Consider the following 24,715-nt stretch of genomic DNA (forward strand, 5'->3'; position numbering starts at 1 on the left):
TTAGTAGATTTTAAATTCGTTAGATAGGGCTACAGCAGCAATAACTTCTTTCGCGCCCACCTCAGGCTTATTTTGTTTGATGTAATTCACCAAAAATGTACGTTCTACTTCCGAAATCTCTCGAACGAAATAGGTGTTGTACACTTCCGTGAGAAAGCTATCCGGATAATTTTGGACGAATTCGTCAGTAGGCAGCTCCGTGTCTGGTCTTTGCAAATAGTTGGCTACAAGAATTTCATAGGCCAGTTGCTGATCGCCTACAGAGTAAATGGCGTCGCGTGCTTCAATAAGCTCGGGAACAGTTATCCCTCTTTTGAAAACATTAGAGTATAAAACCCCTATATATTGATCTGAGGTTTTCAATTTTTTCTTTCCACCGAAAATGGAGCCATCCTCCTCGTAAACACCACTAGGGAGGGCAGTTACGGGATTAATTTCATATAAATCGCGGTCTTTATTACAGGAAATTGCAATTAAAGAAGCGACAAAAAAGGATATCAGAACCGCGTTTCTCATTGACCTAGGTATTTAAATTGCGCATACTCATCGGTAATCATGAGTTTACGTTGAATTTTTTGGAAATTTTTCTTCTTGCTGTTGCCGTTGAGCATTTCAATAACCTGGAAACTCTCTTCGGAGCTGGGCTTTCGCTGCAGATAGGTGAGGTAAAGCCAAGTAGCTAGGCCATCGTAAAATTCCCAACTATGAATAAGATTATTTACAAATTCATCCTTGTTGGAAAATGGTTTACTAAAAACATAGGCTACTTCATTTTTATTAAGAGCTTGAGCGTAGTTATTTAAAACGTCATCGTTAATAATCCGGTAAAACAAATCGTTAAAGCAAGCGCGTACAAAATTTACATTCTGCATGTTGATTTCATCGTAGTTGGCATTGTTTATCATGTAACCCATCATGTGGTTAATGCCAATTTCTCCTTTGCAGAAACGATCTTTGGAGTTTAGAACTCGTGCTAATTTTCGAATCTCAATACGGGCAAAGCCAGAAAGAGCAGAGTCAAGAGTGTCTTGTGCACCGTCTTCGCTTACTATTGTATTGATTGCAGCCCTGAAGTCTGCATCATTACCCAATTCTAAGAAAAAACGGTTTTTAGCTTTTTCATACAGCCATATGCAATAGGCCTCGTTGTATTTTCCTAGTGCACGTGGAGTACTATCAACTTGTATAAAATGAATTAGTGAGTCTCTTGAGGCCCCGTTTAAATCGTTTGATTTTAAGTAATTAACGTATTTGGTTAATTCTGTATCGGCGGGCTCCCTTCCAACTAAATCTATAAAAAGACGATTTACGTAATTTTCTATGGCTATGGTAGGAACTTCTGAATAAGCCGGGATGGTATTATTCTTAATTACGTTGTCCTTGCTTTTTCCACACGCAAAAACAAGCAGTAGCAAGGTGGTAAAGTAAAAAAGGAGGTGGTGTCTTTTCATGCTATAAACTTAATAAAAAGACGAGGGGATATATCCTCGGTTGTCCTTAAATATATCCCCTCAACAAATAAAATATTTCGATTTTAACTATTTACCGAAATTTGTTTTGAAAACTTAGGCGCTACTACTAGTTCTTTCGATCCAGGTGTATATTTGTAGAATCCTTCTCCAGATTTTGCTCCTAATTTTCCGGCTGTAACCATATTCACAAGTAGCGGACAAGGGGCGTATTTCGGGTTTCCGAATCCATCGTGAAGAACTTCAAGGATACTTTTGCAAACATCTAAACCAATAAAATCGGCAAGTTGTAGTGGACCCATAGGGTGAGCCATACCAAGTTTCATTACCGTATCTATTTCCTCAACACCAGCAACTCCTTCGTAAAGAGAGTAAATAGCTTCGTTGATCATTGGCATTAAAATACGGTTGGCTACAAATCCTGGGTAGTCATTTACTTCAACCGGTACTTTCTTAAGATCTTTAGATAATTTAAAGATGGTTTCAGTAACAGCATCTGTAGTGGCGTATCCACGTATTACTTCAACCAGCTTCATTACGGGTACTGGATTCATAAAGTGCATTCCAATTACCTGCTCTGGGCGGGTAGTTACCGAGGCAATTTTTGTAATAGAGATAGATGAGGTATTGGATGCAAGAATAGCATGGTCGGGAGCATTTAAATCGATATCCTTAAAGATCTTAAGTTTAAGATCTAAATTCTCTGTAGCTGCCTCAACTACTAAATCGGCATTAGAAACCCCTTCGGCAATGCTCTGAGATTTTGCAATTCGTCCTATAGCTTGAGCCTTGTCCTCTTCGCTAAGAATTCCTTTGCTTACCTGGCGATCCATGTTCTTTTCAATTCGCTGAATAGCTCTATCTAAAGCTTCAGCAGAAATGTCTACAAGGGTAACATCAAACCCAAATTGTGCAAAAACGTGAGCAATTCCATTTCCCATGGTTCCTGCTCCAATTACTGAGATATTCTTCATAATTATCTGATTTATTTACCTGCTCCTTTTAGGATGATTAATACTGTATAAAATAAGATCTTAATGTCCAAAGCTAAGGACATGTTTTCTATGTATAGCAAATCGTATTTAAGACGTTGTATCATTTGGTCTACGTTTTCTGCGTAGCCATATTTTACCTGTCCCCAAGAGGTAATGCCTGGTTTCACCTTTAAGAGGTGCATAAAGTGGGGCGCTCTTTCTGTTATTTTGTCTATGTAAAACTGGCGCTCTGGTCTCGGGCCCACTATGGACATTTCACCTTTTAAAACGTTCCAAAATTGAGGTATTTCATCCAAGCGTGTCCTTCTTAATAAGCGACCAATGGGGGTAATTCTCGGGTCGTATTTACTGGATAACTGCGGGCCTTTTTTCTCCGCATCGGTATACATGGTGCGGTATTTAATAATGCGAAAAGGCTTTTTATGTATTCCAATGCGCTCCTGAGTAAAAAATATTGGGCCTTTAGAGGATAGTTTTATAAGTACGGCCAGGGCTAGATAAAGTGGAGAAAGCAGGATAAGTGCAATGGCAGATACCACAATATCAAAAGTACGCTTTACTGCAAACTCCCAACTCGACATTATTTCGGGGTTTACCTCAATAAGGGGCGTCCCGAAAATGCTAGTCATTTTAACCGATCCCGCCATAATATCGTACATGTCGGGAATGATTTTAATGTTGATATCTATATCCTCAAGTTTTGTAAGAATCTTACCAATATTCTTGTGTTCGGAGGATTCAATGGCAATTAAAACTTCTTCGATGTTTAGGGCATCGATTGTGCTTCTTAGGGCATCGAGTTCGCCCAAGTGCTGCATGCCCTTTTCTGTAAGCGCTCTGTCTTTACCATTAACCGAAATGTATCCTTTAAAGATATATCCAGGGTAGTTTTTAATAGATTCTATTTCCTGTATCGTTTCCCACGCAATTTTTCCACCACCAATTACCAGGGTGTTAAATCCAATTTGTCGGCTGAATATTTTCTTAACCGTTCGGTTGGTAAGGATAAAACGAAGTAAAAAACTACAAATAAAATGGGCGGTAAGGAGGAAAAAGTAGGACTTGTAGTAGGATTTATAATTGGGAATTTGGTCATCGAGAATAAAAACGAAGAACAAAATCGTTACCCCAATTAAACTGTACCATAATACCTGTGAAAGTTCTTTTAAACGGTGCCTTCGATAGATTTTATTGTACATCCCCGCTACAGCGTACAATCCTACCCAAAAAACAGGGATAATGCCCAGGGCCAATAAGAAGTTTTTATCTACGGTGAGGCTAGAAATATGGTCAATGGAAACCCCTTCAATTTTAGTTTTTCTGTATAGGAAAAAAAGGGTCCACGCAAGACCAGCAGCTAGAATATCGGCTACAACGTACTTGGTAATTTGTAAGCTTCTATTCATGCTAGTTTGGATAGAGCACTTTAACGTTATCTATTAGGTAGCTAGTGTTGGTTTGATCGAAGTTTGGAAAGCCTTCAATTCTAATATCAAAGGAGGAGGCATTGGGCTCGCTCGATATTTCATCCGAAAGGTTAACGTATATCTTATTCCAAACCAATTGGTTTTTATCGTTGTATTTTGGCCCTACAAAAAGGGCTAGTTTTCCCACATCCGGCTGCCCAGGTGTATGAACTAAAATTGAAATTTGAAGGAAGCCTTCAATTTTGTAGTCGAACTCTAAGAATACGGGTGTTCCGTATCTAAAATTAAAGTTCTCCTTGGTGAAAATTGCAAAGCGGTCGTTATCCCCATCCAAGAAAGCGTAGCCAGATCCATTACCTTCATAAACCATTGAGGAATCGGTGGTAGGCGTAAGTGAAGTATCTGCGGTTCCTGCGTTTTCAAATTTCATTCCCGCTTCTTCAAAGTCTTCAAACCAAACATTAATTCCCGATCTCAACTGCAATTGAGGAACTAATTCTAGGGTATCTCCAATTCTGATTTCGGTGTTTACAACCTCCCAATTTTCGAAATGAGGATGATTTACTCTAGATGCCGAAATACCATCTCTTTTAATTCCGGGTCTTATCATTACATCCCGGGTACCTGTTTCTAATACAGGGAACAGAGCAGGTAAATCGTAGACCCCTAATAACCCTCCATCTATGTATACCCAAGCTTCGGTGAAATTGTGCCGGTTAGTTCCTTGGCTGCTATAGTTTAGGTCGTTTTGTAGGGTGTCTATTCTAATAAAGCCAGGAATAGGTTCTTCCTTATCAAGCTTACAGGATACCAAAGCGGTGCTGCTCAGTATAATTAGAAGTATATAATATATGGGCCTCATTGTTAAAACGGGGGCAAATTTATTAAGAATTAGGATAGCTCCTAATCTCGTTTACCTGTGGTAAACGATTTGGGGTTGGAAATATTATTCTTGGTTGGCTATAATCTTTGCGTTAGCATCCATCTTTTCTAAAATGGTATGAGCTAATTCTAAAGCATTGGTGCCATCTTCTATGGAAACAACAGGACGCTTGTTGGATGCAATAGCTTCGAAAAAGCTATCTAATTCATCTCTGATAGCGTTTCTTGGTTCCACATCTGGTTGATCGAAAAGAATTTCTTTAGGTTTTTTGTTTCCACCTGGATCCAGGGTGATAGAGAACTCCGAAGTGTTTTCATCAATATCCTTCATAGAAACCGATTCAGCTTTCTTTTCCAGGAAATCCACCGATATGTAGGCATCTTGTTGAAAGAATCTTGATTTGCGCATGTTTTTCAAGGAAATTCTTGAGGCGGTAACATTGGCTACGCAGCCATTATTGAATTCTATTCTCGCATTTGCAATATCTGGAGAGTCGCTTAATACAGCTACACCACTTGCAGAAACCCTACGTACGGTAGATTTCACTACGCTTAATATAATGTCCAGGTCGTGAATCATTAAATCGAGCACTACACTAACATCTGTACCGCGGGGGTTAAACTCGGCTAGGCGATGTGTTTCTATAAATTTGGGAGCGGTAATTTTATCCACCACAGCTCTAAACGCGGGGTTAAACCTTTCCACATGACCCACTTGTACTTTAACTCCAGCTTCCTTGGCGAGTTCAATTAGCTCTTTTGCTTCGGAAACTGTGTTTGTAATAGGTTTTTCAATAAATACGTGCTTGGATTTACGAATGGCTTTTTTGGCACAGTCGTAATGCGAAAGGGTAGGAGTTACAATATCAATGGCATCGCAAGCATCTACAAGCTCATCGATGTTGGAGAAATTTTTAACTCCGAATTTATCTGATACTATTTTGGCTACTTCTGGGTTGGGGTCGTAAAAACCAACCAATTCCCACTGTTTTAACTCTAGTATTTGTTGAATATGAATTTTACCCAAATGTCCACAACCCAAGACTCCAATCCGCATGGCTAATAAATTTGTGGATAAAGTTACAGCGATATGTGGCAAAGCGCGGCAATCTTTTTATTTATTTTCCACATCCTTATTTTAATGAGTTTTTAATGGAAGATAGCTACCGTACCAAAGGATTGCGAAAAAGACTGGTTGAAGAATTAATGGAGATGGGAATTAACAACGAAACCGTATTAAATGCGGTAGGCGATGTTCCTCGCCATTTCTTTTTGGATACGGCTTTTTTAAAGTTTGCCTACACCAACAAAGCCTTTCCCATTGGAGCGGGCCAAACGATTTCTCATCCATATACCGTGGCGGTTCAGAGTACTTTGTTAGAGGTGGAAAGGGGGGATAAGGTATTGGAAGTTGGAACGGGTTCTGGATACCAAACGGCTATTCTCTGTGCAATGGGGATTAAGGTATATTCAGTTGAGCGCCAGCGTAGTCTTTTCTTAAAAACCAAGAAACTACTTTCTAAATTAAAGTACGACGCCTACTTAACTTATGGAGATGGGTATAAGGGGATCTCGGGATATGGCCCTTACAAAGGGATTATTGTTACCTGTGGTGCCCCAGAAGTACCAAAAAGCCTTTTAAATCAGTTAGAGATTAACGGTAAAATGGTAATCCCAATTGATAAGGAAGAGGGGGTGCAGGAAATGACTAGAATCACCAAAATCGCTGATAATCAGTACAAAGAGGAGCGATTTGGGAAATTCAGATTTGTGCCAATGTTGCCAAATCGAGCTATGGGTTAAAAATCGATTGTTAATAGCTTATGTCCGATAAGCTTGCACAATTGATCTGTAAAGGTAAATTTGTCGGCAACCAAAATTCTAAACTAGAATAAAAATGAAAAAAGTATTACTAAGTGCAGCGATTGCTCTAACTTCAGTTGCTGTAATGGGACAAAGTCTTGTTTCAAAAAAGGGAGAGCCTATCCTTCCACAATCTCTAGATTATGCTGTTGGATTTGACGCTGTACCTTTATTTAATTCTTTAAAGTTCAACGACGCTTCTGCTACAATCGGAGCGGCATCTCCAGTTTCTCAATTTACTTTCTTCGGAAAGCGTTTCGATTCAGAAAACTCGGCTTGTCGTTTTACAGTAATGTTGTCTGCAAATACGTCTAAAACTGAAGATTACAGAAGCAGCACGGAAAATCCAGATGAGTTTACAAACAGAAACTTCGACCTAATGGTAGGATTTGGTCACGAGTTTAGAAGAGGAAATACTCGTGTTCAAGGTTACTGGGGAGTTGAAGGTTTAGCTGGAATCGGAACTTCTAGATCTGAAGCTGATTACGCTGATAGAGATGGATTAACTGATGGTACTTACGACACTGATGTAAGACAAGGTACTGAGTTTACTCTTGCTGCAAGAGGTTTTATGGGTGTTGAGTACTTCTTCGCTCCAAAAATGAGCTTAGGACTTGAGTACGGTTTAACTGCTGCTCTTTCCACTCAAGGATTTGGAGAAGCTGAGTCTTTTGATGTTGCTGGTGGTACTGCTACTAACAACGATACAAGAGATATCGGAACTAAGTCTACTTCTTTTGGTTTAAACACTAACCTAAGCGGTGGTAGAGTTGTTATGATGTTCCACTTCTAAGAATTATTTAGAATAACATGTTAAAAAGCCCCGTTTCGGATTTCCGAAACGGGGCTTTTCTTTTATTCAATGTATGATTTACTCTAGTCGATACTTCCCTTTCCCTCTCGAATTACTTCGGGTTCTGCTCCGCTACAATCTATAATAGTGGTTGCTTCTAGACCACTCATTCCTCCATCAATAATCAAATCAACCCGGTCTTCCCAATCATCTGCTATTAAGCTTGGGTCACTTATGTACTCTAAGATTTCATCTTCGTTATGAACGGAAGTAGAAATAAGAGGATTACCTAATTCTCTGATTAGGGTTTGAGTAATCTTGTTGTCTGGAACTCTTATCCCAACCGTTTTTTTCTTGCTTCTAAAGATTCGAGGAACCTCGTTGTTAGCTTCAAGAATAAAAGTAAAAGGCCCAGGAAGTTTATCTTTCATCACCCTAAAAGTAGCGGTAGAAATGGGTTTGGTGTATTCCGAAATGTGGCTTAAATCCTCACACATTAGAGTGAAGTTGGCCTTTTCGGGCTTGATACCTTTTAATTGCGCAACTTTTTGCACGGCCTTGTGATCGAAAAGGCTACATCCAATAACATAAACCGCATCGGTGGGATAAATAATAACCCCACCTTGCTTTAAAATCTCTACGGCCTGAGCAATTTTTCTTGGCTCAGGATTTTCAGGGTGAATGCTTAAAAACATGCTTAAAAATTAAGCATTATTTTTCTTGTGATCCTCTAAAAACTTCTCTAATCCTATGTCTGTTAATGGGTGCTTAAGTAGCGCAACAATTGCAGAAAGAGGACCTGTCATTACATCGGCACCAATTTGAGCACAGTCGATAATGTGCATTGGGTGACGAACAGAAGCGGCTAAAATCTCAGTCTGGAATCCGTAGTTATCAAAAATCACACGAATTTGCTCTATCAGTTGAAGTCCATCTGTTGAGATGTCATCCAATCTTCCAATAAAAGGAGAAACGTAGCTAGCTCCAGCTTTAGCTGCTAAAAGTGCTTGACCAGCAGAGAAAATTAAAGTACAGTTGGTGCGAATTCCTTTATCAGAGAAGTATTTTATCGCTTTTACTCCGTCTTTAATCATTGGAACTTTTACAACAATGTTAGGGTGTAATGCAGCTAATTCTTCTCCTTCTTTGATAATTCCTTCGTAGTCTGTAGAAATAACCTCGGCAGAAATGTCTCCATCTACTACTTCGCATATCGCTTTGTAGTGATTTTTAACGGCTTCCTCGCCCTTGATTCCCTCTTTAGCCATTAACGACGGGTTGGTAGTTACTCCGTCTAAAATCCCAAGGTCGTTAGCCTCTTTAATTTGCTCTAGATTCGCTGTGTCGATAAAGAACTTCATGGTGTTTATTTATTTGCTGTAGTGATTTAACAATAGTTTCTCGAAAACCGAGTAGGGAAGGAATTTATGTAGTAAGTAGGAAATTCTTTGCAGAGGTTTTCCCACAATGTATTTGGCTTTTGGTTTAGCTAAGTTGGCAACGGAAATAATCTTTTTCGCCACTTTTTCGGCAGCAACTCCGTGGTTTACCTCCGAATTTATAATGTCCACTGTGCTTTTGTAATTCGATTGCCACAAGGCATTCTCATCCGGCTGTACTTCAGTTCTAGATTCCGCAATGTTGGTTAATATATCACCAGGAGCTATTACACTCGGATAAATATGGAATGGAATAAGCTCCATGCGCATGGATTTTACATATCCTTCTAAAGCGTGTTTAGAGGCCGCATAAGGTGCACGATAATTCAACCCGTAAGTCCCTGCTAAAGAGCTTACAAAAAGAAGTTTTACCCGATTTTTAACAATGTAATTTTTTAGAAGTGAATTGAAGTGAACAACACCTAATAAGTTGGCTTCCAGTATATTTTGGAATTGTTCACGATTAAAATCCAATGCTGCCCCCAGGGCTCCTATACCAGCGTTGTGTACGATGGTTAGGGGGCCAGAAATGTTTTGTTGAATATAATCTGTGCAGGTAGCAATGCTTTCATTGCACGTTAAATCGAGTTGAATCCAATGAATACTTTCTTTAAATGCTCCAGTTTCAGCTTTTCTACTGGTTCCAAATATTTGAAACCCTAGTGAATGAAATTGTCTTGCTGTTTCAGCTCCTAAGCCGGAGGAGGCTCCTGTAATGAGGGCTGTTTGTTGCATGAAGCAAAAGAAATAAAAAGGGGCAAGCGACCCTTATCGCACCGCTACAACCGCCTACCCTTGCTTGCTTCCGCACCTGGGGGAGTTCAGCAGGAGCTGGTCGTAAGAGACTTGCCCGTGCAAAAGTAGGGGTTTCCTTTCAATATTCAATAGAAAAATCACGAAGATTTTCCTTTTAATATATATTTGAAAAAACCTAAAATCCATGATATCACAAAACACCCTTAAGTACGGCTTTATTGCCGCTCTCGTAAACATTGTTATTGCCATTATTCTGTACATGTTAGGTCCATCTAGTTTAGGTTCTGGTATGTTTGGAGGAATAATTTTTATGGGGATCAATCTAATTGTCACCATAATTGTACTTAGCATACTTGGAGCTAGGATTAGAAAGGATGAAGGTGGACTTATTACTTTTAAAAAGATGTTTATTAACCTTCTGGTTATGGTAGCGGTAATGTTAGTGGTCGGAAGTTTGTTTGGATATTTATTATACGGTGTAATAGACCCAGAATGGATGGAGCAGGCCAAAGAGATGGCATTAGAAAATATGTATCAGTACAAAGATCAAATGCCGGAAGCGTCATTCGAAGATACAATTAAGCGAATGGAAGATGGTTTTGACACCTCTTTGGGTAATACTTTGAAACAACTATTAGGAAGTTTTATCCTTTGGACAATCTTTTCCTTAATTTTGGCCGCTATTCTTAAGAAAAAGGAACCAGATTTTGCAGAATAATCTACAATTATCCCTAGTTATACCGCTTTTTAATGAGGAAGAGTCGCTTCCAGAATTATTTAGTTGGATAAAAAAAGTATGTACCAGAGAATCAATCAGCTTCGAAGTTATATTTGTGGATGATGGTTCTAAGGATAAAAGCTGGGAGGTGGTTTCTTCTCTCGCTGAAGAACATACAGAAGTAAGAGGGATTAGATTTAGAAGAAATTACGGTAAATCGGCAGCCCTTAACGAGGGCTTTGCCATTGCCGAAGGTGATGTGGTTATTACTATGGATGCTGATCTTCAGGATAGTCCAGAGGAAATTCCCGACCTGATTAAAATGATTGTAGAGGATGGTTATGATTTGGTAAGTGGATGGAAGAAAAAGCGCTACGATCCACTTTCTAAAACCATTCCAACCAAACTTTTTAATGCCGCTACTCGTAAAATGAGCGGCATCTACCTTCACGACTTTAACTGTGGATTAAAAGCCTATAAGAACGATGTAGTTAAATCTATTGAGGTTTACGGTGAAATGCATCGCTATATCCCAGTATTATCGAAAAGGGCTGGTTTCACCAAGATAGGAGAGAAGGTTGTACAGCATCAAGCGCGTAAATATGGAACCTCCAAATTTGGTTTCGAGCGTTTTTTGAATGGTTTCTTAGACTTGCTTACAATAACCTTTGTATCCAAGTTTGGAAAGCGACCCATGCACTTTTTTGGTTTAATAGGTAGCCTTATGTTTCTTCTAGGTTCCCTAGTTACCGTGTGGATGGGGATACAGAAGTTATACTACGTTTTTTATGTTAAAGAAAGTGCTAGGCTAATTACAGACCAACCCATTTTTTACGTTGCTCTAACCCTTGCTATTATCGGGGTACAATTTTTCTTAGCTGGTTTCTTAGGTGAATTGGTTTCACGCAATGCGCCTGATAGGAACGTTTATCTATACAGAGAAACGATCAGAGCTGAGGAGAAACCTTGATGAATTGGTAGCCTAGTTTACTGGTATTCAGGTGAAACTATTGAATAACTCCTGAGCCGATAAGCTCTTCGTTTAAATAACAAGCAACAAATTGGCCTGGGGTGATTCCTCGCTGGGCCTCTCTAAACTTGTAGTATAAGTCACCCGATTTATTCTCAATAACCACGTCTTGTAGTGGTTGACGATATCTAATTCTTGCTTTACAATTAAGTGATTGCCCTTCTTGTATTTGGTAGGTAGGATTAATCCAATGCACGTCTTTTTCGGGTACTATAAGCCCATCTCTATATAGCCCTGGATGCTCTTCACCTTCGCCAGTGTAAATTTCATTGGTTTTAGTATTGGTTCCTATTACAAATAAGGGTTCTTTAAATCCACCTATTCCCAATCCTTTTCTTTGCCCAATGGTATAGTAATGAGCTCCTTGGTGTTCGCCTATTTCCTTACCCATTTCTGCATTTAGCGGGATGGCTTCAAAGGTTGGATTTATGCCATTTTGCTGCGCTTTCTTTTCCTCATATTTATTGGCATCAATGGCAAAAACCTTACCTTTTTTAGGTTTTAGCTGTTGCTGTAAAAAATCAGGCAGCTTAACCTTACCAATAAAACAAAGACCTTGACTATCTTTTTTATTGGCTGTTACCAGCCCTTGTTCCGTTGCAATTTTTCTAACTTCAGATTTCTGCAAATGTCCAATGGGAAATAAGGCTTTAGAAAGTTGTTCCTGACTTAATTGGCATAGGAAATAACTTTGGTCTTTATTGTTATCTGCTCCTGCAATTAGATGATGAATTTCTTTATTCCCCGCTAACGTGGTGGTTTTTTGGCAGTAATGTCCGGTGGCTACAAAGTCGGCACCTAGTTTTAAGGCCGTATCTAAAAATACATCAAACTTAATTTCTCTATTGCACAATACATCTGGGTTTGGAGTTCTTCCAGCTTCGTATTCTGCAAACATGTAGTCGACTATACGCTCTTTGTAGATTTCGCTTAGATCTATTACTTGAAAAGGAATACCTAACTTTTCTGCAACCAGTAAAGCATCGTTACTATCTTCTACCCAAGGGCACTCGTCATCTAGAATAACACTATCATCATTCCAGTTTCGCATAAAGATTCCAATTACCTCATAACCTTGCTCTTTTAGAAGGTAGGCACAAACACTAGAATCAACTCCACCAGATAATCCGACTACTACACGTTTCATTGTGCAAATTTAGGGATAAGCAGTTGGTGTTTGGCTTAATAAAATTGATTTACTTGCGTTGCAAGCTAAAAGGATTGTTAAAAATGAAAAGAGCCCTACTGTTTTTGGTCTGTTCTGTAATTGCAATTGCAGGGTTTTCACAAAAAAACACCATCGATAATCAAGGTAGAAAGCAAGGAATTTGGGAAAAGAAATACCAGGATGGAAGCACCAAATACATCGGACAATTTAAGGATGATAAGCCAGTAGGGGAGTTTATTTATTACTATCCAGGGGAACGAGTAAAGAGCGTTTTAAATTATAGGAAGCCAGGCGTGGCTTACGCTATTCACCTGTATGAAAATGGGGTAAAGCAAAGTGAGGGGATATACGTTGAAACTAAGAAAGACAGCGTATGGACATATTACGATAAGCGGGGCAGGATAATGAGCCGCGAAACTTATCGATTAGGTGAGAAAAATGGTTTAACCGAAAACTATTTTGAAAATGGCAATCCTTCACTTCAACAGAAATATGAAAATGGGGTGGCGATAGGAACCCAAAAAACCTATTTCGAGAATGGTAAGTTAAAAAGCGAAACCGATCTTAAAAAAGGGATATTCCATGGGAATTATAAGGTGTACGACATCAAAGGGAATCCCGTTTTGGTTGGTACTTACGATAACGGGAAAGAAATTGGCGTTTGGGAAATCTACGATCAAGGAATTCTTCGCAATAAGGTAGATAAGGACACCTTGGGAGGGATTGAATTAATTATTCCTATGAATGGGGAATTTACTGAAAACTATGCCAGTGAAATGCCTCGAGAGATCGCTAATTACAAGGACGGTAAACTACATGGAACCTACGAACTTTATTACGACAATGGTCGTTGGGAGTATGTAGATCAACAAGATCCAAGAACAGGTAGCGTAGACAAATACCGAAAAATGGTAGGGCATACCCTGAAAATGCGTTGCAATTACGTTTATGGTAAAAAGCATGGCAAATGCGAATACTTCTTTGAAGATGGCAGCCTTAAAAAAGTGGAAGAATATAAAATGGACACTTTGGTTAGCAAGTAGTCTTGGGCTTGTTATATCTACATTTGGGCAAAGCCCTCACAATTTAAAATTCACTAAAATACCTGTCGCCAATAGGGTGTCTGGTATAGATATTGCCATTTTTGATGCCGGTTTTAAGGGGGCAGAAGGCTTTCCTTGGTTTCAAAAAATTGTAAGTGAAGGCCGGTTAAAAGGAACCTATAATTTGGTGAATCCGAAGGAAGGCGTTTATAACTACTCGGATCATGGGCTAAAGGTATTGTCCATTATTGAGGGTGATGATAGTCTATTTTATGGCGCATCGCCCGGCGCAAATTATTACCTGTTTGTGACCGAAGATGTTTTCACAGAAAGTAGAAAGGAAGAGTCTTACTGGGCACAAGCTTTCGAAATGGCAGACTCACTTGGGGTGGACATTATCAACAGCTCATTAAGCTACACCGAGTTCGATGATTCTACCCAAAATTACACCCACGAGGAATTAGATGGTAAAACGGCCTTGATTAGTAAGGTTGCAAGACGGGCTTTAAACAAGGACATTCTTTTGATTTCTTCATCTGGAAATTACGCCAACGATCCATGGAACCACATTGGGTTTCCTGCAGATGCTGACTCCATTTTAACCGTGGGAGCCATAGATAGCTCTGGTGTAATTACTCAATTTAGTAGTTACGGAAGCACGGTAGATGGAAGAGTAAAGCCAGAGATTGTGGCCGTAGGGCAACACAGTTTTTGTTACCATGCAGAAAGGGGCTTTGGAACATCCAGTGGTACCTCATTCTCCGCGCCAGTAATAACCGGTTTTGCGGCACAGCTTTTGAATTTTTTTCCAAAAAGTAGTAAGGTAGAAATTTGGTCGGCCATGTTAAGGTCAGCCCAGCATTACCCCAATGCATTGGAAAAATATGGTTACGGAGTTCCTAATTTTGATAAAGCTAAGCAACTGCTTGAAAAACAGGAGCTTGGGAAAATTCAACTGTACCCAAATCCCGTTAAACCGGGCGGTTATTTATCCTTAACAACTACGGGATTTAAAGGGGTGAAAATATTGGATAGCAGGGGAAGGTTGCTCTTTGATTCCAAGCTTTCTGATGGTGCTAAAATTGAAATTCCCGCCTACGTGGAAGCTGGACTTTATGTGGTTATATTATCGGATTTAAACGGGAATATCGTTAGCAGATTAATTCAAGTAGAATCTTAACTAATACACCTTTACCTGAAGAATTTTTTCACCTTCTAATTCTCCGACCAATTCATCTCCAATTTCAACAGGACCCACACCAGCTGGCGTTCCAGTAAAAATTAGATCTCCAATTTTTAGAGTAAAGAATTGAGAAATGTAGGAAATAAGCTTATTTACGCCGAATAACATTAGCGATGAGTTTCCATCCTGAACCAACTCACCATTCTTGTAAATCTTAAATCGAGTATTCTCTATATCTCCAACAGGAAGAAATTTTTGACTTACCGGAGCGGAGTAATCAAAGGCTTTGGCTTTTTCCCAAGGCAAACCTTTTTCCTTGCACTTCTGCTGTACATCGCGAGCTGTAAAATCTATACCCAAACCTATCTCACTATAGTAGCGATGGGCGAATTTTTCGTCTATGTTTTTCCCTAAACGATTGATTTTAACCACTAATTCTCCCTCAAAATGCAGGTTTTTAGTGAAATCTGGATAAACGAAAGGGTGGCTCTTTGGTAGTAAGGCCGTATCGGGTTTGCAAAATAAAACAGGTTCGGTAGGAACTTCATTTTTTAACTCTGCGGCGTGTGCAGCATAGTTTCTTCCAACACAGATGATCTTCATTATTTTGTGCTGTTTTTCTGGTCTATTTGCTCCTTAATTTTTTTCAAAACGTCTTTGGTATTTTGGGGGAATTCGGCATTTAACATCCACCCATAATAACCTGGTTCATCTTTAAGAACGTCCTCTACTGGCTTACCTCTATGTTTGCCAAAATTAAAAACCGGAACGTCTTCATCATTTAAAGCAAATCTGCCAGCCATATCTAGCTTTTTAGATTTTCCTCTTGAGAATTCGTGTAATTCGGCACTGGATTTAGGCAATTCTTGGTAGCGTTCTACCTGGGCTAATAGCACATCCAAAGTTGCTTCGGAGTCTGCCAGGGCGCTATGCGCGTTCTCGAGGTCCTTATCGCAGTAAAACTTATAGGCCGCACTCAAAGTTCTTTCCTCCATACGATGAAAGATTACTTGAGCGTCAATTAATCTTCTTCCCTCAAGTGTAAAGGGAAATCCAACACGACTAAACTCCTCGTGAAGCACGGGGATATCGAATTTATTGGAGTTAAATCCACCCAAATCACATCCCTCTAAAAACTCGGCAATTTTAGGTGCCAAAGCTTCAAAAGTTGGTTCCAATGCTACTTTTTTATTGGTAATACCGTGGATTTTAGCGGCGTGATCCGGAATAATCATTTCGGGGTTTACAAGACTATAAAACTGCTCCCGTTTCCCATCGGGGTGTAGCTTTATAATTCCGATCTCTACAATGCGATCGGCTGCTTGATTAATTCCCGTAGTTTCTAAATCGAATACCGCCAAAGGACGGTCTAATTGTAATTGCATATTATTTAAAGCACTGATGCACAGGATAAGTATAATCCTGTAACATCACATCTTCTCTTTTAAGTACCACTTTTAGCCTGTGGCAAATGGAGTTGTCTTCTACCTGTACCTCAAAAATGTAATCAGTGGATTCTGGGATAAGGTTAAAATCGAACCTTCCATAGGGGTCTGTGCTGAAAGACTTTATGATGTTCCCATTCCTATCCAAAAGGTTTACTTCCATGTTGGGTTTGCCATAGGGGACATTATCTACAAATACTTGCCACTTTAATTTCCTGCCGCTTCTAGAATATTCAGATTCCAAATCCTTTCTCAAGCTTCTTTGCTTCAGTGTAAGTTCGATATTTCCGAAATCGGTTTGAGATAATTCTAATTTTCTATCGTCTAACCCAAGGTTACATGATGTACTAAAGGTTTCCTGCTTAGTAACTTTGTTGTTTTCAACAAACTCCAATCGGTAGCCTGTACAGGGTTGTAGAATGATGTAATATTTACCTGTGCGCTCCGATTTGCTTATGCGTTCTGCAGTTTTAGTTAATAAGTTATTTACCCGAACATAGGTGTTTCCAACCGAGTTGCTTTTTGCATCTTCTAGTCCTCTGTATCTATCTTCAGATTGATTTAAAGAGAAGTTAATGGCTTTGAAATTTACCTCGTAGATATCGAAATCTCCTTTGTGTTGTTTCCCTCCATTTCTAGATAAAAAGCCATAAGTTCCATCCGCACTAAACGAAAAGTAAAGATCGTCGAAGAAGGAATTAACCGGTGGCTTCATATTGGTAGGAGAAGAGAAAATTCCCATCTCGTTTATGGTCGACTTAAAGATATCGTATCCACCCATAGACTCAGGTCTATTACTTGAGAAAAAGAATGCTTTTCCGTTTGGATGAAAAGAAGGAGTAGTTTCGTCGTATGGCGAATTAATATTTTCACCAAGGTTAACTGGATCCGACCACTGGCCGTAATCGTCTTTACGAGTGAAGTAAAGGTCTAGTCCACCATAACCATCTTCAGCGCGCATGGAAAAGATTGCCATTTTTCCATCTGGAGAAATGCTAGCAAAAGGTGACCAAGCTTGAGATTGTTGGTTAGTAAAAACTCTTACCGGTTCTTTCCAGGCATTATTTTGTCCTTTAGCTTGGAAAATGTCACTATTGGCGTCCTTACCATTGAAATATGCCACTTTAGAGCCATTTTCATCTACGAAAACAGGATAATCATCGTAAGGACCAGAAATACGGCTCTTCTTTGGATTTTCCCATTCTAAGTACACGTTTCGTTCAGCCGTGTATATGTCAAAATCTGCTCGAGCCAATTTGCTGTTAAACCAAGTGGTATCATTAATTTCATTAGGAGAAATTCTTGCAGAGGCAAAAAGTAAGTTTCCATTGAAATTATAGGTCCTTGGAGCTATTTCGGCGTATGGAGTGTTGATAGATTCGGCGTTAATTACCTTACCGTTACCTGGATTTACAAGGTATTGTTTGGCACTATTGAGTTGTTCTAAGGAAAGAACGGCATCGTCGTATCCAATTCCGCCTTTTTTAGTTACCGATAAAAAGAGTTTATACTTTCTTTCAGCTTCCTCTAAATCACCCAAGCGATGATATGCCACTCCTAACCAATAAATGGCCTCAGTTGGGGCGTATTCAAAGTAAGGGACAGTTGGTTTATAGGTTGTATTTAATACAGCACTTTTAAGGTAGGGAAGGGCACGAGCTGGATCCCCGTATCCATTTAGTACACAATATCCAGCGTTAAATTGAACCCCTTTTAGATTAGGGTTTACCGATAACATTTGATCGAAAACGAAGTAAGCATGGTCGTAAAAACCTTGGTACATTAGCTCGTTTCCTTTTGCATTTCTAATGGCTTGCAATTGGTATCTATCCGCCGCGGCCTTAATAGGAATACCCGGTTTATCTTGCCTTATATCCTTACTTTTTCTAATGAGGTAAGCTCTATATTCTGCAGCCGTAATTTCATCTACAGTAATAGGTTCGGGAAAGGTATATTCACCTTCCTCAATTCGTTCCTTAGAATTAAAGGGGTTAAAAGTAGATAGGGTAAATCCCTTTTTGGAAGAATCCGACTTGTCACCCCCAGACATTTCAACTCCTAGGCTGTCAAGAAATCTTATTGCAGCTGCATCAATGTTAGGATTGGTCAAAGATGAGTTTTCATCTGACTTTTCCTCAGTTTTACTCGATTTCTTACTGTCCTTTTTATCTTTCTTTCCATCTTTATTGATGGAAAAAATCTGGGCGTGCCCAGCGAAAGAAAACATACAAAAGGCAATTACAAGGCCTAGAACTTTATTCATATCCGGGGATTAGGGTCTTAAATCTCTCTGTTGGGGTCGAAGGATTCCAGTAAATCTGCAACTCTTCTAACAAATTTACCTCCTAAGGCTCCGTCCACAACCCTGTGGTCGTATGAGTGTGACAACATCATAAAATGACGAATACCAATCATATCACCACTTGGTGTTTCGATAACCGCAGGTTTTTTCTTGATGGCTCCAACCGCCATAATTGCAACCTGTGGCTGGTTAATAATTGGAGTGCCAAAAACATTTCCAAAGGACCCAACATTGGTTACAGTGTAGGTTCCATCTTGAATCTCTTCTGGTTTCAATTTGTTTATTCTAGCACGGTTGGCAAGATCGTTTACCTCTTTGGTTAATCCAACAAGGTTATAGCGGTCTGCATTTTTGATAACCGGAACGATTAAGTCACCACTTGGAAGGGCTGTGGCCATACCAACGTTGATGTTTTTGCGGTAAACGATTTTGTTATCGTCTTTAACCGAAATATTGATTTCTGGAAACTCCTTAATGGCATTTGCAATGGCCTCGATGAAAATAGGAGTGAAGGTGATTTTTTCTCCTTCTCTTTTAAGGAAATCTTTTTTAACTCTATCTCTCCATTGCACCAAGTTAGTAACATCGGCCTCTACGAATGAAGTTACGTGAGGAGATACTCGCTTAGACATTACCATGTGGTCTGCAATAAGCTTTCTCATTCTTCCCATTTCCTGAATTTCATCTGAACCAGAAACTGATACAGCTGGAGCTTTTATTTCAGGGCTAGGTGCAGCCTTCTTGGCTGGTGCACTCGATGCAGCTGGTTTACTTGGAGCTGGTGCAGCAGCAGGAGCGGAACCATTAGATCGGTTTTCTACATATGCTAAGATATCATCCTTGGTAACTCTTCCTTGAGCACCAGTACCTTCTATTTGTTCCAACTCAGCCATGCTGATATTTTCCTCTTTCGCAATGGAGCGCACAAGAGGGCTATAGAATTTACCTGAAGGACCTGTTTTTCCTATATTTTCTTCAACTGCCTGAATATCTTCTTCGATTTTCGCTGCAGCTTTTTCGGCAACAGGCTCTTGTTTTGGTGCACTTGGAGCAGCTCCAGCACTATCGCCAGCACCTTCAACTTCCATAATGGCGATTGGTTTTCCAACCTCTACAACATCGCCTTCAGCAACTAAAATTTCAACTATTGTCCCATCTTCTGGAGCAGGAACCTCGCTATCTACTTTATCTGTAGCGATTTCAATTATTGGGTCATCTGCCTCCACAGTAGCACCAACCTCTGCTACAATTCCAGTAACGGTTGCCTCTGCAACACTCTCTCCCATTTTCGGAAGTAATATCTCTATCTTTCCCATGTTATTCGCTATTGCCTGCAAATTTATACGATTAGCCCGTGTTCACAAGCTAAGTTTCTATTGCGCTATCCAGTTGCGCTAAGTTTTGCCAAAATAGATTGAAATCTGTATTTAATTGATAATTCTTGCAATAATTTCTATTTAACAGTAGAATTTGCTCCTTTTCGAGGGCCGGATTGGCCACTGGGATGATACCCTTAAAGGATTTTTGATGAATCAAGTTCGTAGTAAATTCCTCGTTCAATCCTATCCAAGTGTACTTTCCTCTGATAACTAAAAACAGGTTTACTGCTAGTTTTAAAGGGTTGTTTCTAAAAACCAAGTAGGGGAGCAATACCAGTACATTTAAGCTGATAGCATAATCTACCAAACGCTTTTTTAATCTTGCGCTTCTGCTAAACAGGGGTTCAGGTTCTATATATTGTAATTCTCCTCGATGATCTTTAGATCCAGAACCAATTACAAAATCGGCTTCGCGAGGAACAATTTTAAAATGCACCGTTCGCGGCAATTCCATCGACATCAGGGTAATAATGGTTTCATTTTTGATATCACTGTTCAAAAAGATAACCTCATCAATCCTATTGATTTTTACCCATTCCGCTAGTTCCAACTCTAGTGTTTTTAGCGATTTTTCCTCCAAATTTGGGTTCCATGACAGGCATCTGTCATATTGTGAATCTTTTGGGAGTTTTTGAATGAAACTTTCGGTGTTTTCCTTATCACCAACAACGAGTGTAACGGTTTTCCAGGGCTTAAAATATTGGGTAACTCCAAAACGATCTGTAAGCGATCTCAATATTAGAATTGGAAGGAACCCTACTAAAGGAGAGCTTAGCACAAATAATCTCGAAAAACGCATAGTTTCTGGCAGTAAACTATAGATAAATCCGAGGCTTAAGACACTAAAGGCAACTCCTTTTACCAATTTAGCATAACCGCCAGACCTTTTGTAGGATCCAACAATTAGAAAGTTAAATACCACCAAAGCACCAATAACCGACGGTGCCCATTGATTTACAAGTTCTGGGAAAACCTTTTCGGAATATCCAGAATATTGAGTGAGGTAAAAACTCAATAATATCAGCAATAAAGCAAATTCAATCAGCGGTTTCCAAAGCGCCGAAAAAGCGTTTTTAATAAGCGCGAATATGGCTTTGAAATAAACGGCAAGCTTTATAAGACCAATAAATAACCTAGCATGCTGGCCTTTAAAATGCTTTTGAGCATATAAAATCATGGCCTGATAAAACACCCTTACGTAATTCAAGCTACCCTTTTTGGTACTCTCTCCTTTGTAGTGAATGATTTTGGTGTTCGCCAGATAAAAGTTCTTGTATCCACCTTTTAGAATACGGAAAGACAAGTCGATGTCTTCGCCATACATAAAAAAGGATTCATCTAACAGCCCGATTTTATCTAAAGATTCTTTGCGCATCCACATGTAGGCACCAGAAAGTACTTCAATGGGGTGGTTTTCATCTTTAGATAAATGCCCCATGTAATAGCGGGCAAATCTTTGTGATTTGGGAAATAGAGAGCATAATCCCACCATTTTATAGAAGGCGGTCCAAGGCGCGGGAAGTCCTCGTTTAGATTCAGGTAAATACTTACCTGAACCATCAATCATTTTAACCCCCAACCCTCCAATACTAGGGTCTGCTTCGCAATGATCGAAGCACAGTTTAAAGGTGTCTTCTTGTACCACCGTGTCTGGGTTAAGAAGCAATACATATTTTCCTGAGGCTTGCCGTATAGCTAGATTGTTACCTCTACTAAAGCCCAAATTTTCCTTAGACTCAATAAGCTTAACCCAAGGAAATAACTTTTTAACCATGGCTTGGGAGCCATCCACGGAATTATTATCGACAACAAAAACTTCGGTGTTGAGACCTTTGGCAGCTATTTCAACTGATTTAAGGCACTGTTCTAGGAAGTGCTTTACATTATAATTGACTACAACTACGCTTAAATCCATTGCTTAGCGATCGGCTTTATCAAAAGGGGTTCTATTTTGGATGGATCTTCCCAAAGAGATTTCATCGGCATATTCCAACTCATCCCCAAAACTAATTCCTCTAGCTAAGGTGCTGATCTCAGCGCAAAGCGGATTTAATTTTTTGTGAAGGTAAAATGCCGTTGTATCGCCTTCCATTGTTGCATTTAAGGCTAAAATAACCTCCTTTGTTCCTTCTTCTTGTACCCGTTTTAAAAGCGAGTCTATGTTAACATCGCTAGGGCCAATACCCTCTAAGGGTGAAATTACCCCACCCAAAACGTGGTAAAGTCCATTAAATTGTTTGGTAGCCTCTATGGCCATTACATCTTTTATGGTTTCTACAATGCAAATAAGTTCCTGATTTCGGTGGGGAGAAGCACAGATATTACACAAAGTACTATCTGATAAATTGAAACAGCGTTCGCAGTATTTAACCTCAGTTGCCAAATCTTTCATGCTGTTGGCAAATGCCTCAATTCTATCCGCATCCCATTTTAACATGTGCAGTACGAGACGCAAAGCAGATTTTCTTCCTACCGAAGGGAGGGAAGACAATTGCTCAACTGCTTTTAAAACGTGTTTAGATGGTATGTGGTCCTCCGACATGCCTGCAAAGAAAACAATAAAATAATTCTTACTTTTCGCCCTTCTGAATTATGAGCTCAACCGTTATTATTATTCTAATTGCAGCCTATTTTTTGCTGCTTCTTTTTATAGCTAAAATCACCTCCAAAAATGCCGACGAAGCTTCCTTTTTTATCGGGAATAAATCTTCTAAATGGTATGTAGTTGCCTTTGGAATGATAGGTGCTTCTCTTTCTGGGGTAACCTTTATTTCTGTTCCCGGTTGGGTAGGAAGTAGTGCTATGACCTATTTTCAGGTGGTTTTAGGGTATTTATTGGGATATGTTTTTATATCATTTATTCTAATGCCGTTATACTATCGACTTAATTTAACATCCATCTACACCTTTCTTGGAAAAAATTTGGGGAAGCCCGGAAATCAGGCTGGAGCGTCGTTTTTTCTATTTTCTAGGATTCTTGGGGCAGCATTTAGATTATACCTAGTATGCCTAGTACTTAAGAGTTTTGTATTGGTAGATTTTAATATCCCATTTCCTGTGATAGCGCTAATAAGCATCGCGCTAATCTGGCTCTACACCAATAAAGGTGGTATTAAAACCATTATTTGGACAGATACCCTCCAAACCGCGTTTATGTTAGTGGCGATTGCCTTAGCATTTTGGCAGTTGAGTAGTGCTATGAATTTTGGTGTTTTCGAAGCGGTTGGGGCAATTTTTGAAAGCGACTATAGCAATGCGTTTGTTTTTGATGATATCAATTCCAAACAAAATTTCTGGAAACAATTTTTAGGCGGAGCATTGATTACTATTACCATGACAGGGATGGATCAAGATATGATGCAAAAGAATTTGAGCTGTAAAAACATTGGAGATGCCCAAAAGAACATGCTCAGTTTTGCTGGGGTATTGGTGTTTGTAAACTTGTTATTCCTTGGATTTGGAGCTTTGATGTTTATGTATATCGATGCGGGAAATTTTGGAGCCGACCAATGGAGCAAGTCCGATGAGATTTTTCCAGCCTTGGCGCTTTCTGGTAATTTGGGAATGGCAGTGGCCATCTTTTTTATTCTGGGTCTAATTGCTGCGGCTTATTCTTCCGCAGATTCTGCCCTTACTTCTTTAACTACATCCTTATATGTAGATTTTTTAGAGGATAAAAAGGATACTCCCGTGCAAGCGAAAAAGAAAAGGCGGGTTATCCATGTAGGAATTTCTGTCGCCCTATTTTTAGTAATCGTAATTTTCGAAAAACTGGCGGACTCCAGTGTGATTGATCAGTTGTTAACGGTGGCAGGATACACTTATGGTCCAATTTTAGGGATGTTTATTTTCTGCCTTACGTCTCAGAAAAATCTTGCAAATAAACCTTGGGCGATTTGGGTAGCGGCCATAGCGGCTCCCTTTTTAACCTATGCTATAAAAGCAGGATTGGAAACCAGTGCACCCAATTATCAAATAGGATACGAGCTCCTGCTGCTAAATGGACTGATCAATTACGGATTGTTGATGTTGTTTGGGGTTAATTCACCCCGTTTACAAACACAGAATAAACCACCAGCGACGACGATAGGATAGATAAATAAGGGGCCAGTTCTTTCACTACCTCTCTAGCCAAATCTCTACGTGGTTGAACGTAAATAATATCATTAGCCTGTACGATCATATCAGCATGGCTAATTCCGCTAATTCTTGATAAGTCTATTCTATACACTTCCCTTTCTGTACCTACCTTTCGGATAAGCTTAATCTTCTTTGCATTACCTCTTTCCGTAATACCGCCAGCTAAAGCCAGCGCTTCCAGAACGGTGGTGTTGGTGTTTTGCAAGTAGATTACTTGTGCACTACCACCGGCCCCGGGAGATACAATAACACGGTTATTGGTAATGTTTAGCAGGACAAATGGTTCCTTCAAATACTGACTAAGTAACTCCTCCAATCTAAATTCAGCTTCTCTAAGGGTAAGTCCCGCTAGTTTAACACGGCCCAGGGCAGGGATATTTACCATCCCATCGTGCTCTATTCTGTAGGGGAAACCGATACCTCTTCCATTGTTGTTGTTTTGCAACATCATTTGGTTGTTATTCCCTTGTTGCTTCTCAGGGTCTATAATATCAAACCCCTCGCGGTTATACACCCGCATAGAAATAACGTCATTGGCAGATAAAACATAACTGTCGGAGTTATTTATCTCAGGTAACTCCATATCTAATTTTCCACTATCTCTAAAAAGTATGTAAGAGTTTATACCACAGGAACTTAGTAATAGAACAGGAAGGATAAATAACAGTTTTCTCATGATGTGT

At 39.5% G+C, this 24,715-nt stretch carries 24 protein-coding genes and 1 other RNA gene; 7 read left to right on the forward strand and 18 right to left on the reverse strand.

Annotated elements, in window-relative coordinates:
• The 6 genes from FRX97_RS02830 to FRX97_RS02855 all read right to left on the reverse strand — a co-directional run bounded on the left by FRX97_RS02830 (position 1) and on the right by FRX97_RS02855 (position 5,830).
• Positions 1 to 516, reverse strand: coding sequence for a hypothetical protein (locus tag FRX97_RS02830; protein WP_147013182.1), 516 nt, complete (start codon positions 514 to 516; stop codon positions 1 to 3).
• The gene (locus FRX97_RS02835; RefSeq protein WP_147013184.1) at positions 513 to 1,451 is read right to left on the reverse strand and encodes a hypothetical protein; all 939 of its coding nucleotides are present in this window, start codon (positions 1,449 to 1,451) and stop codon (positions 513 to 515) included. Before FRX97_RS02835 ends, FRX97_RS02830 begins: the two co-directional genes overlap by 4 nt.
• Positions 1,452 to 1,534: 83 nt before the next feature.
• On the reverse strand, positions 1,535 to 2,443 hold the full coding sequence (locus tag FRX97_RS02840) for a 3-hydroxyacyl-CoA dehydrogenase family protein (protein ID WP_147013186.1): 909 nt from the start codon (positions 2,441 to 2,443) through the stop codon (positions 1,535 to 1,537).
• A gap of 11 nt (positions 2,444 to 2,454) precedes the next feature.
• Positions 2,455 to 3,870, reverse strand: a complete 1,416-nt coding sequence (locus tag FRX97_RS02845; RefSeq protein ID WP_147013188.1) for a sugar transferase — start codon at positions 3,868 to 3,870, stop codon at positions 2,455 to 2,457.
• 1 nt (position 3,871) lies between these two features.
• A complete protein-coding gene (locus FRX97_RS02850; RefSeq protein WP_147013190.1) occupies positions 3,872 to 4,753 on the reverse strand; it encodes a hypothetical protein in 882 nt (293 codons plus the stop codon).
• A gap of 84 nt (positions 4,754 to 4,837) precedes the next feature.
• Positions 4,838 to 5,830, reverse strand: coding sequence for a Gfo/Idh/MocA family protein (locus FRX97_RS02855; protein ID WP_147013192.1), 993 nt, complete (start codon positions 5,828 to 5,830; stop codon positions 4,838 to 4,840).
• A gap of 95 nt (positions 5,831 to 5,925) precedes the next feature.
• Here FRX97_RS02855 and FRX97_RS02860 point away from each other — a divergent pair, with 95 nt between their 5' ends.
• Both FRX97_RS02860 and FRX97_RS02865 read left to right on the forward strand, forming a co-directional pair.
• Positions 5,926 to 6,576, forward strand: coding sequence for a protein-L-isoaspartate(D-aspartate) O-methyltransferase (locus tag FRX97_RS02860; protein WP_147013194.1), 651 nt, complete (start codon positions 5,926 to 5,928; stop codon positions 6,574 to 6,576).
• Between the two features lie 94 nt (positions 6,577 to 6,670).
• A complete protein-coding gene (locus tag FRX97_RS02865) occupies positions 6,671 to 7,429 on the forward strand; it encodes an outer membrane beta-barrel protein (RefSeq protein ID WP_147013196.1) in 759 nt (252 codons plus the stop codon).
• Between the two features lie 83 nt (positions 7,430 to 7,512).
• On the opposite strand, the gene FRX97_RS02870 is transcribed toward FRX97_RS02865, so the two are convergent.
• The 4 genes from FRX97_RS02870 to ffs all read right to left on the reverse strand — a co-directional run bounded on the left by FRX97_RS02870 (position 7,513) and on the right by ffs (position 9,720).
• Positions 7,513 to 8,124: an L-threonylcarbamoyladenylate synthase gene (locus FRX97_RS02870; protein ID WP_147013198.1), complete on the reverse strand. Its 612-nt coding sequence runs from the start codon at positions 8,122 to 8,124 to the stop codon at positions 7,513 to 7,515.
• Positions 8,125 to 8,133: 9 nt separating this feature from the next.
• Entirely contained in the window at positions 8,134 to 8,790 is a 657-nt protein-coding gene (gene fsa, locus FRX97_RS02875) for a fructose-6-phosphate aldolase (protein ID WP_147013200.1), read from the reverse strand.
• Between the two features lie 9 nt (positions 8,791 to 8,799).
• Positions 8,800 to 9,603, reverse strand: coding sequence for an SDR family NAD(P)-dependent oxidoreductase (locus tag FRX97_RS02880; protein ID WP_147013202.1), 804 nt, complete (start codon positions 9,601 to 9,603; stop codon positions 8,800 to 8,802).
• Between the two features lie 17 nt (positions 9,604 to 9,620).
• Positions 9,621 to 9,720: signal recognition particle sRNA small type (gene ffs / locus FRX97_RS02885), an RNA gene on the reverse strand.
• An 88-nt stretch (positions 9,721 to 9,808) separates the two neighbouring features.
• On the opposite strand from ffs, the gene FRX97_RS02890 reads away from it, so the two are divergent.
• Positions 9,809 to 10,342, forward strand: a complete 534-nt coding sequence (locus FRX97_RS02890; RefSeq protein WP_147013204.1) for a DUF4199 domain-containing protein — start codon at positions 9,809 to 9,811, stop codon at positions 10,340 to 10,342.
• The gene (locus tag FRX97_RS02895) at positions 10,332 to 11,312 is read left to right on the forward strand and encodes a glycosyltransferase family 2 protein (protein ID WP_147013206.1); all 981 of its coding nucleotides are present in this window, start codon (positions 10,332 to 10,334) and stop codon (positions 11,310 to 11,312) included. Before FRX97_RS02890 ends, FRX97_RS02895 begins: the two co-directional genes overlap by 11 nt.
• A gap of 37 nt (positions 11,313 to 11,349) precedes the next feature.
• On the opposite strand, the gene mnmA is transcribed toward FRX97_RS02895, so the two are convergent.
• Complete coding sequence (gene mnmA / locus FRX97_RS02900) at positions 11,350 to 12,519, reverse strand: tRNA 2-thiouridine(34) synthase MnmA (RefSeq protein ID WP_147013208.1); 1,170 nt, start codon at positions 12,517 to 12,519, stop codon at positions 11,350 to 11,352.
• An 83-nt stretch (positions 12,520 to 12,602) separates the two neighbouring features.
• On the opposite strand from mnmA, the gene FRX97_RS02905 reads away from it, so the two are divergent.
• Both FRX97_RS02905 and FRX97_RS02910 read left to right on the forward strand, forming a co-directional pair.
• A complete protein-coding gene (locus tag FRX97_RS02905; RefSeq protein ID WP_147013210.1) occupies positions 12,603 to 13,583 on the forward strand; it encodes a toxin-antitoxin system YwqK family antitoxin in 981 nt (326 codons plus the stop codon).
• Positions 13,528 to 14,763, forward strand: coding sequence for a S8 family peptidase (locus FRX97_RS02910; protein WP_170227001.1), 1,236 nt, complete (start codon positions 13,528 to 13,530; stop codon positions 14,761 to 14,763). Before FRX97_RS02905 ends, FRX97_RS02910 begins: the two co-directional genes overlap by 56 nt.
• On the opposite strand, the gene FRX97_RS02915 is transcribed toward FRX97_RS02910, so the two are convergent.
• Genes FRX97_RS02915 through recR form a run of 6 tightly spaced genes read right to left on the reverse strand, consistent with a single transcriptional unit; the run spans position 14,764 to position 22,434 of the window.
• Positions 14,764 to 15,369, reverse strand: a complete 606-nt coding sequence (locus FRX97_RS02915) for a fumarylacetoacetate hydrolase family protein (protein WP_147013214.1) — start codon at positions 15,367 to 15,369, stop codon at positions 14,764 to 14,766.
• Positions 15,369 to 16,151, reverse strand: coding sequence for a 3'-5' exonuclease (locus FRX97_RS02920; protein WP_147013216.1), 783 nt, complete (start codon positions 16,149 to 16,151; stop codon positions 15,369 to 15,371). Before FRX97_RS02920 ends, FRX97_RS02915 begins: the two co-directional genes overlap by 1 nt.
• 1 nt (position 16,152) lies before the next feature.
• Positions 16,153 to 18,474 (reverse strand): PD40 domain-containing protein, encoded by a 2,322-nt coding sequence (locus FRX97_RS02925; RefSeq protein ID WP_147013218.1) that lies wholly within the window; start codon positions 18,472 to 18,474, stop codon positions 16,153 to 16,155.
• A 17-nt stretch (positions 18,475 to 18,491) separates the two neighbouring features.
• Positions 18,492 to 19,829 carry a dihydrolipoamide acetyltransferase family protein gene (locus FRX97_RS02930; protein WP_147013220.1) on the reverse strand — a complete coding sequence of 446 codons (1,338 nt, stop codon included), beginning with the start codon at positions 19,827 to 19,829 and terminating at the stop codon, positions 18,492 to 18,494.
• Between the two features lie 49 nt (positions 19,830 to 19,878).
• Positions 19,879 to 21,807 (reverse strand): glycosyltransferase family 2 protein, encoded by a 1,929-nt coding sequence (locus FRX97_RS02935; RefSeq protein ID WP_147013222.1) that lies wholly within the window; start codon positions 21,805 to 21,807, stop codon positions 19,879 to 19,881.
• 3 nt (positions 21,808 to 21,810) lie between these two features.
• Complete coding sequence (gene recR, locus FRX97_RS02940; protein ID WP_147013224.1) at positions 21,811 to 22,434, reverse strand: recombination mediator RecR; 624 nt, start codon at positions 22,432 to 22,434, stop codon at positions 21,811 to 21,813.
• A gap of 50 nt (positions 22,435 to 22,484) precedes the next feature.
• On the opposite strand from recR, the gene FRX97_RS02945 reads away from it, so the two are divergent.
• Positions 22,485 to 23,987 carry a sodium:solute symporter gene (locus FRX97_RS02945; RefSeq protein WP_147013226.1) on the forward strand — a complete coding sequence of 501 codons (1,503 nt, stop codon included), beginning with the start codon at positions 22,485 to 22,487 and terminating at the stop codon, positions 23,985 to 23,987.
• On the opposite strand, the gene FRX97_RS02950 is transcribed toward FRX97_RS02945, so the two are convergent.
• Positions 23,932 to 24,708 carry a polysaccharide biosynthesis/export family protein gene (locus tag FRX97_RS02950; RefSeq protein ID WP_147013228.1) on the reverse strand — a complete coding sequence of 259 codons (777 nt, stop codon included), beginning with the start codon at positions 24,706 to 24,708 and terminating at the stop codon, positions 23,932 to 23,934. The two genes, FRX97_RS02945 and FRX97_RS02950, sit on opposite strands and share 56 nt — an antisense overlap.
• Between the last annotated feature and the right edge of the window lie 7 nt (positions 24,709 to 24,715).

This window comes from Luteibaculum oceani, from assembly GCF_007995015.1.
Lineage (GTDB): Bacteria > Bacteroidota > Bacteroidia > Flavobacteriales_D > Luteibaculaceae > Luteibaculum > Luteibaculum oceani.

What these genes read in the sequence shown, in the direction of transcription:
- FRX97_RS02835 (WP_147013184.1), bottom strand. Translation starts at nt 1,451, where the DNA reads ATGAAAAGACACCACCTCCTTTTTTACTTTACCACCTTGCTACTGCTT.
- FRX97_RS02915 (WP_147013214.1), bottom strand. Translation starts at nt 15,369, where the DNA reads ATGAAGATCATCTGTGTTGGAAGAAACTATGCTGCACACGCCGCAGAG.
- FRX97_RS02935 (WP_147013222.1), bottom strand. Translation starts at nt 21,807, where the DNA reads ATGGATTTAAGCGTAGTTGTAGTCAATTATAATGTAAAGCACTTCCTA.
- FRX97_RS02845 (WP_147013188.1), bottom strand. Translation starts at nt 3,870, where the DNA reads ATGAATAGAAGCTTACAAATTACCAAGTACGTTGTAGCCGATATTCTA.
- fsa (WP_147013200.1), bottom strand. Translation starts at nt 8,790, where the DNA reads ATGAAGTTCTTTATCGACACAGCGAATCTAGAGCAAATTAAAGAGGCT.
- FRX97_RS02930 (WP_147013220.1), bottom strand. Translation starts at nt 19,829, where the DNA reads ATGGGAAAGATAGAGATATTACTTCCGAAAATGGGAGAGAGTGTTGCA.
- FRX97_RS02910 (WP_170227001.1), top strand. Translation starts at nt 13,528, where the DNA reads ATGGCAGCCTTAAAAAAGTGGAAGAATATAAAATGGACACTTTGGTTA.
- FRX97_RS02890 (WP_147013204.1), top strand. Translation starts at nt 9,809, where the DNA reads ATGATATCACAAAACACCCTTAAGTACGGCTTTATTGCCGCTCTCGTA.
- FRX97_RS02830 (WP_147013182.1), bottom strand. Translation starts at nt 516, where the DNA reads ATGAGAAACGCGGTTCTGATATCCTTTTTTGTCGCTTCTTTAATTGCA.
- FRX97_RS02855 (WP_147013192.1), bottom strand. Translation starts at nt 5,830, where the DNA reads ATGCGGATTGGAGTCTTGGGTTGTGGACATTTGGGTAAAATTCATATT.
- FRX97_RS02950 (WP_147013228.1), bottom strand. Translation starts at nt 24,708, where the DNA reads ATGAGAAAACTGTTATTTATCCTTCCTGTTCTATTACTAAGTTCCTGT.
- FRX97_RS02880 (WP_147013202.1), bottom strand. Translation starts at nt 9,603, where the DNA reads ATGCAACAAACAGCCCTCATTACAGGAGCCTCCTCCGGCTTAGGAGCT.
- FRX97_RS02840 (WP_147013186.1), bottom strand. Translation starts at nt 2,443, where the DNA reads ATGAAGAATATCTCAGTAATTGGAGCAGGAACCATGGGAAATGGAATT.
- FRX97_RS02865 (WP_147013196.1), top strand. Translation starts at nt 6,671, where the DNA reads ATGAAAAAAGTATTACTAAGTGCAGCGATTGCTCTAACTTCAGTTGCT.
- recR (WP_147013224.1), bottom strand. Translation starts at nt 22,434, where the DNA reads ATGTCGGAGGACCACATACCATCTAAACACGTTTTAAAAGCAGTTGAG.
- FRX97_RS02850 (WP_147013190.1), bottom strand. Translation starts at nt 4,753, where the DNA reads ATGAGGCCCATATATTATATACTTCTAATTATACTGAGCAGCACCGCT.
- FRX97_RS02905 (WP_147013210.1), top strand. Translation starts at nt 12,603, where the DNA reads ATGAAAAGAGCCCTACTGTTTTTGGTCTGTTCTGTAATTGCAATTGCA.
- mnmA (WP_147013208.1), bottom strand. Translation starts at nt 12,519, where the DNA reads ATGAAACGTGTAGTAGTCGGATTATCTGGTGGAGTTGATTCTAGTGTT.
- FRX97_RS02860 (WP_147013194.1), top strand. Translation starts at nt 5,926, where the DNA reads ATGGAAGATAGCTACCGTACCAAAGGATTGCGAAAAAGACTGGTTGAA.
- FRX97_RS02925 (WP_147013218.1), bottom strand. Translation starts at nt 18,474, where the DNA reads ATGAATAAAGTTCTAGGCCTTGTAATTGCCTTTTGTATGTTTTCTTTC.
- FRX97_RS02920 (WP_147013216.1), bottom strand. Translation starts at nt 16,151, where the DNA reads ATGCAATTACAATTAGACCGTCCTTTGGCGGTATTCGATTTAGAAACT.
- FRX97_RS02870 (WP_147013198.1), bottom strand. Translation starts at nt 8,124, where the DNA reads ATGTTTTTAAGCATTCACCCTGAAAATCCTGAGCCAAGAAAAATTGCT.
- FRX97_RS02945 (WP_147013226.1), top strand. Translation starts at nt 22,485, where the DNA reads ATGAGCTCAACCGTTATTATTATTCTAATTGCAGCCTATTTTTTGCTG.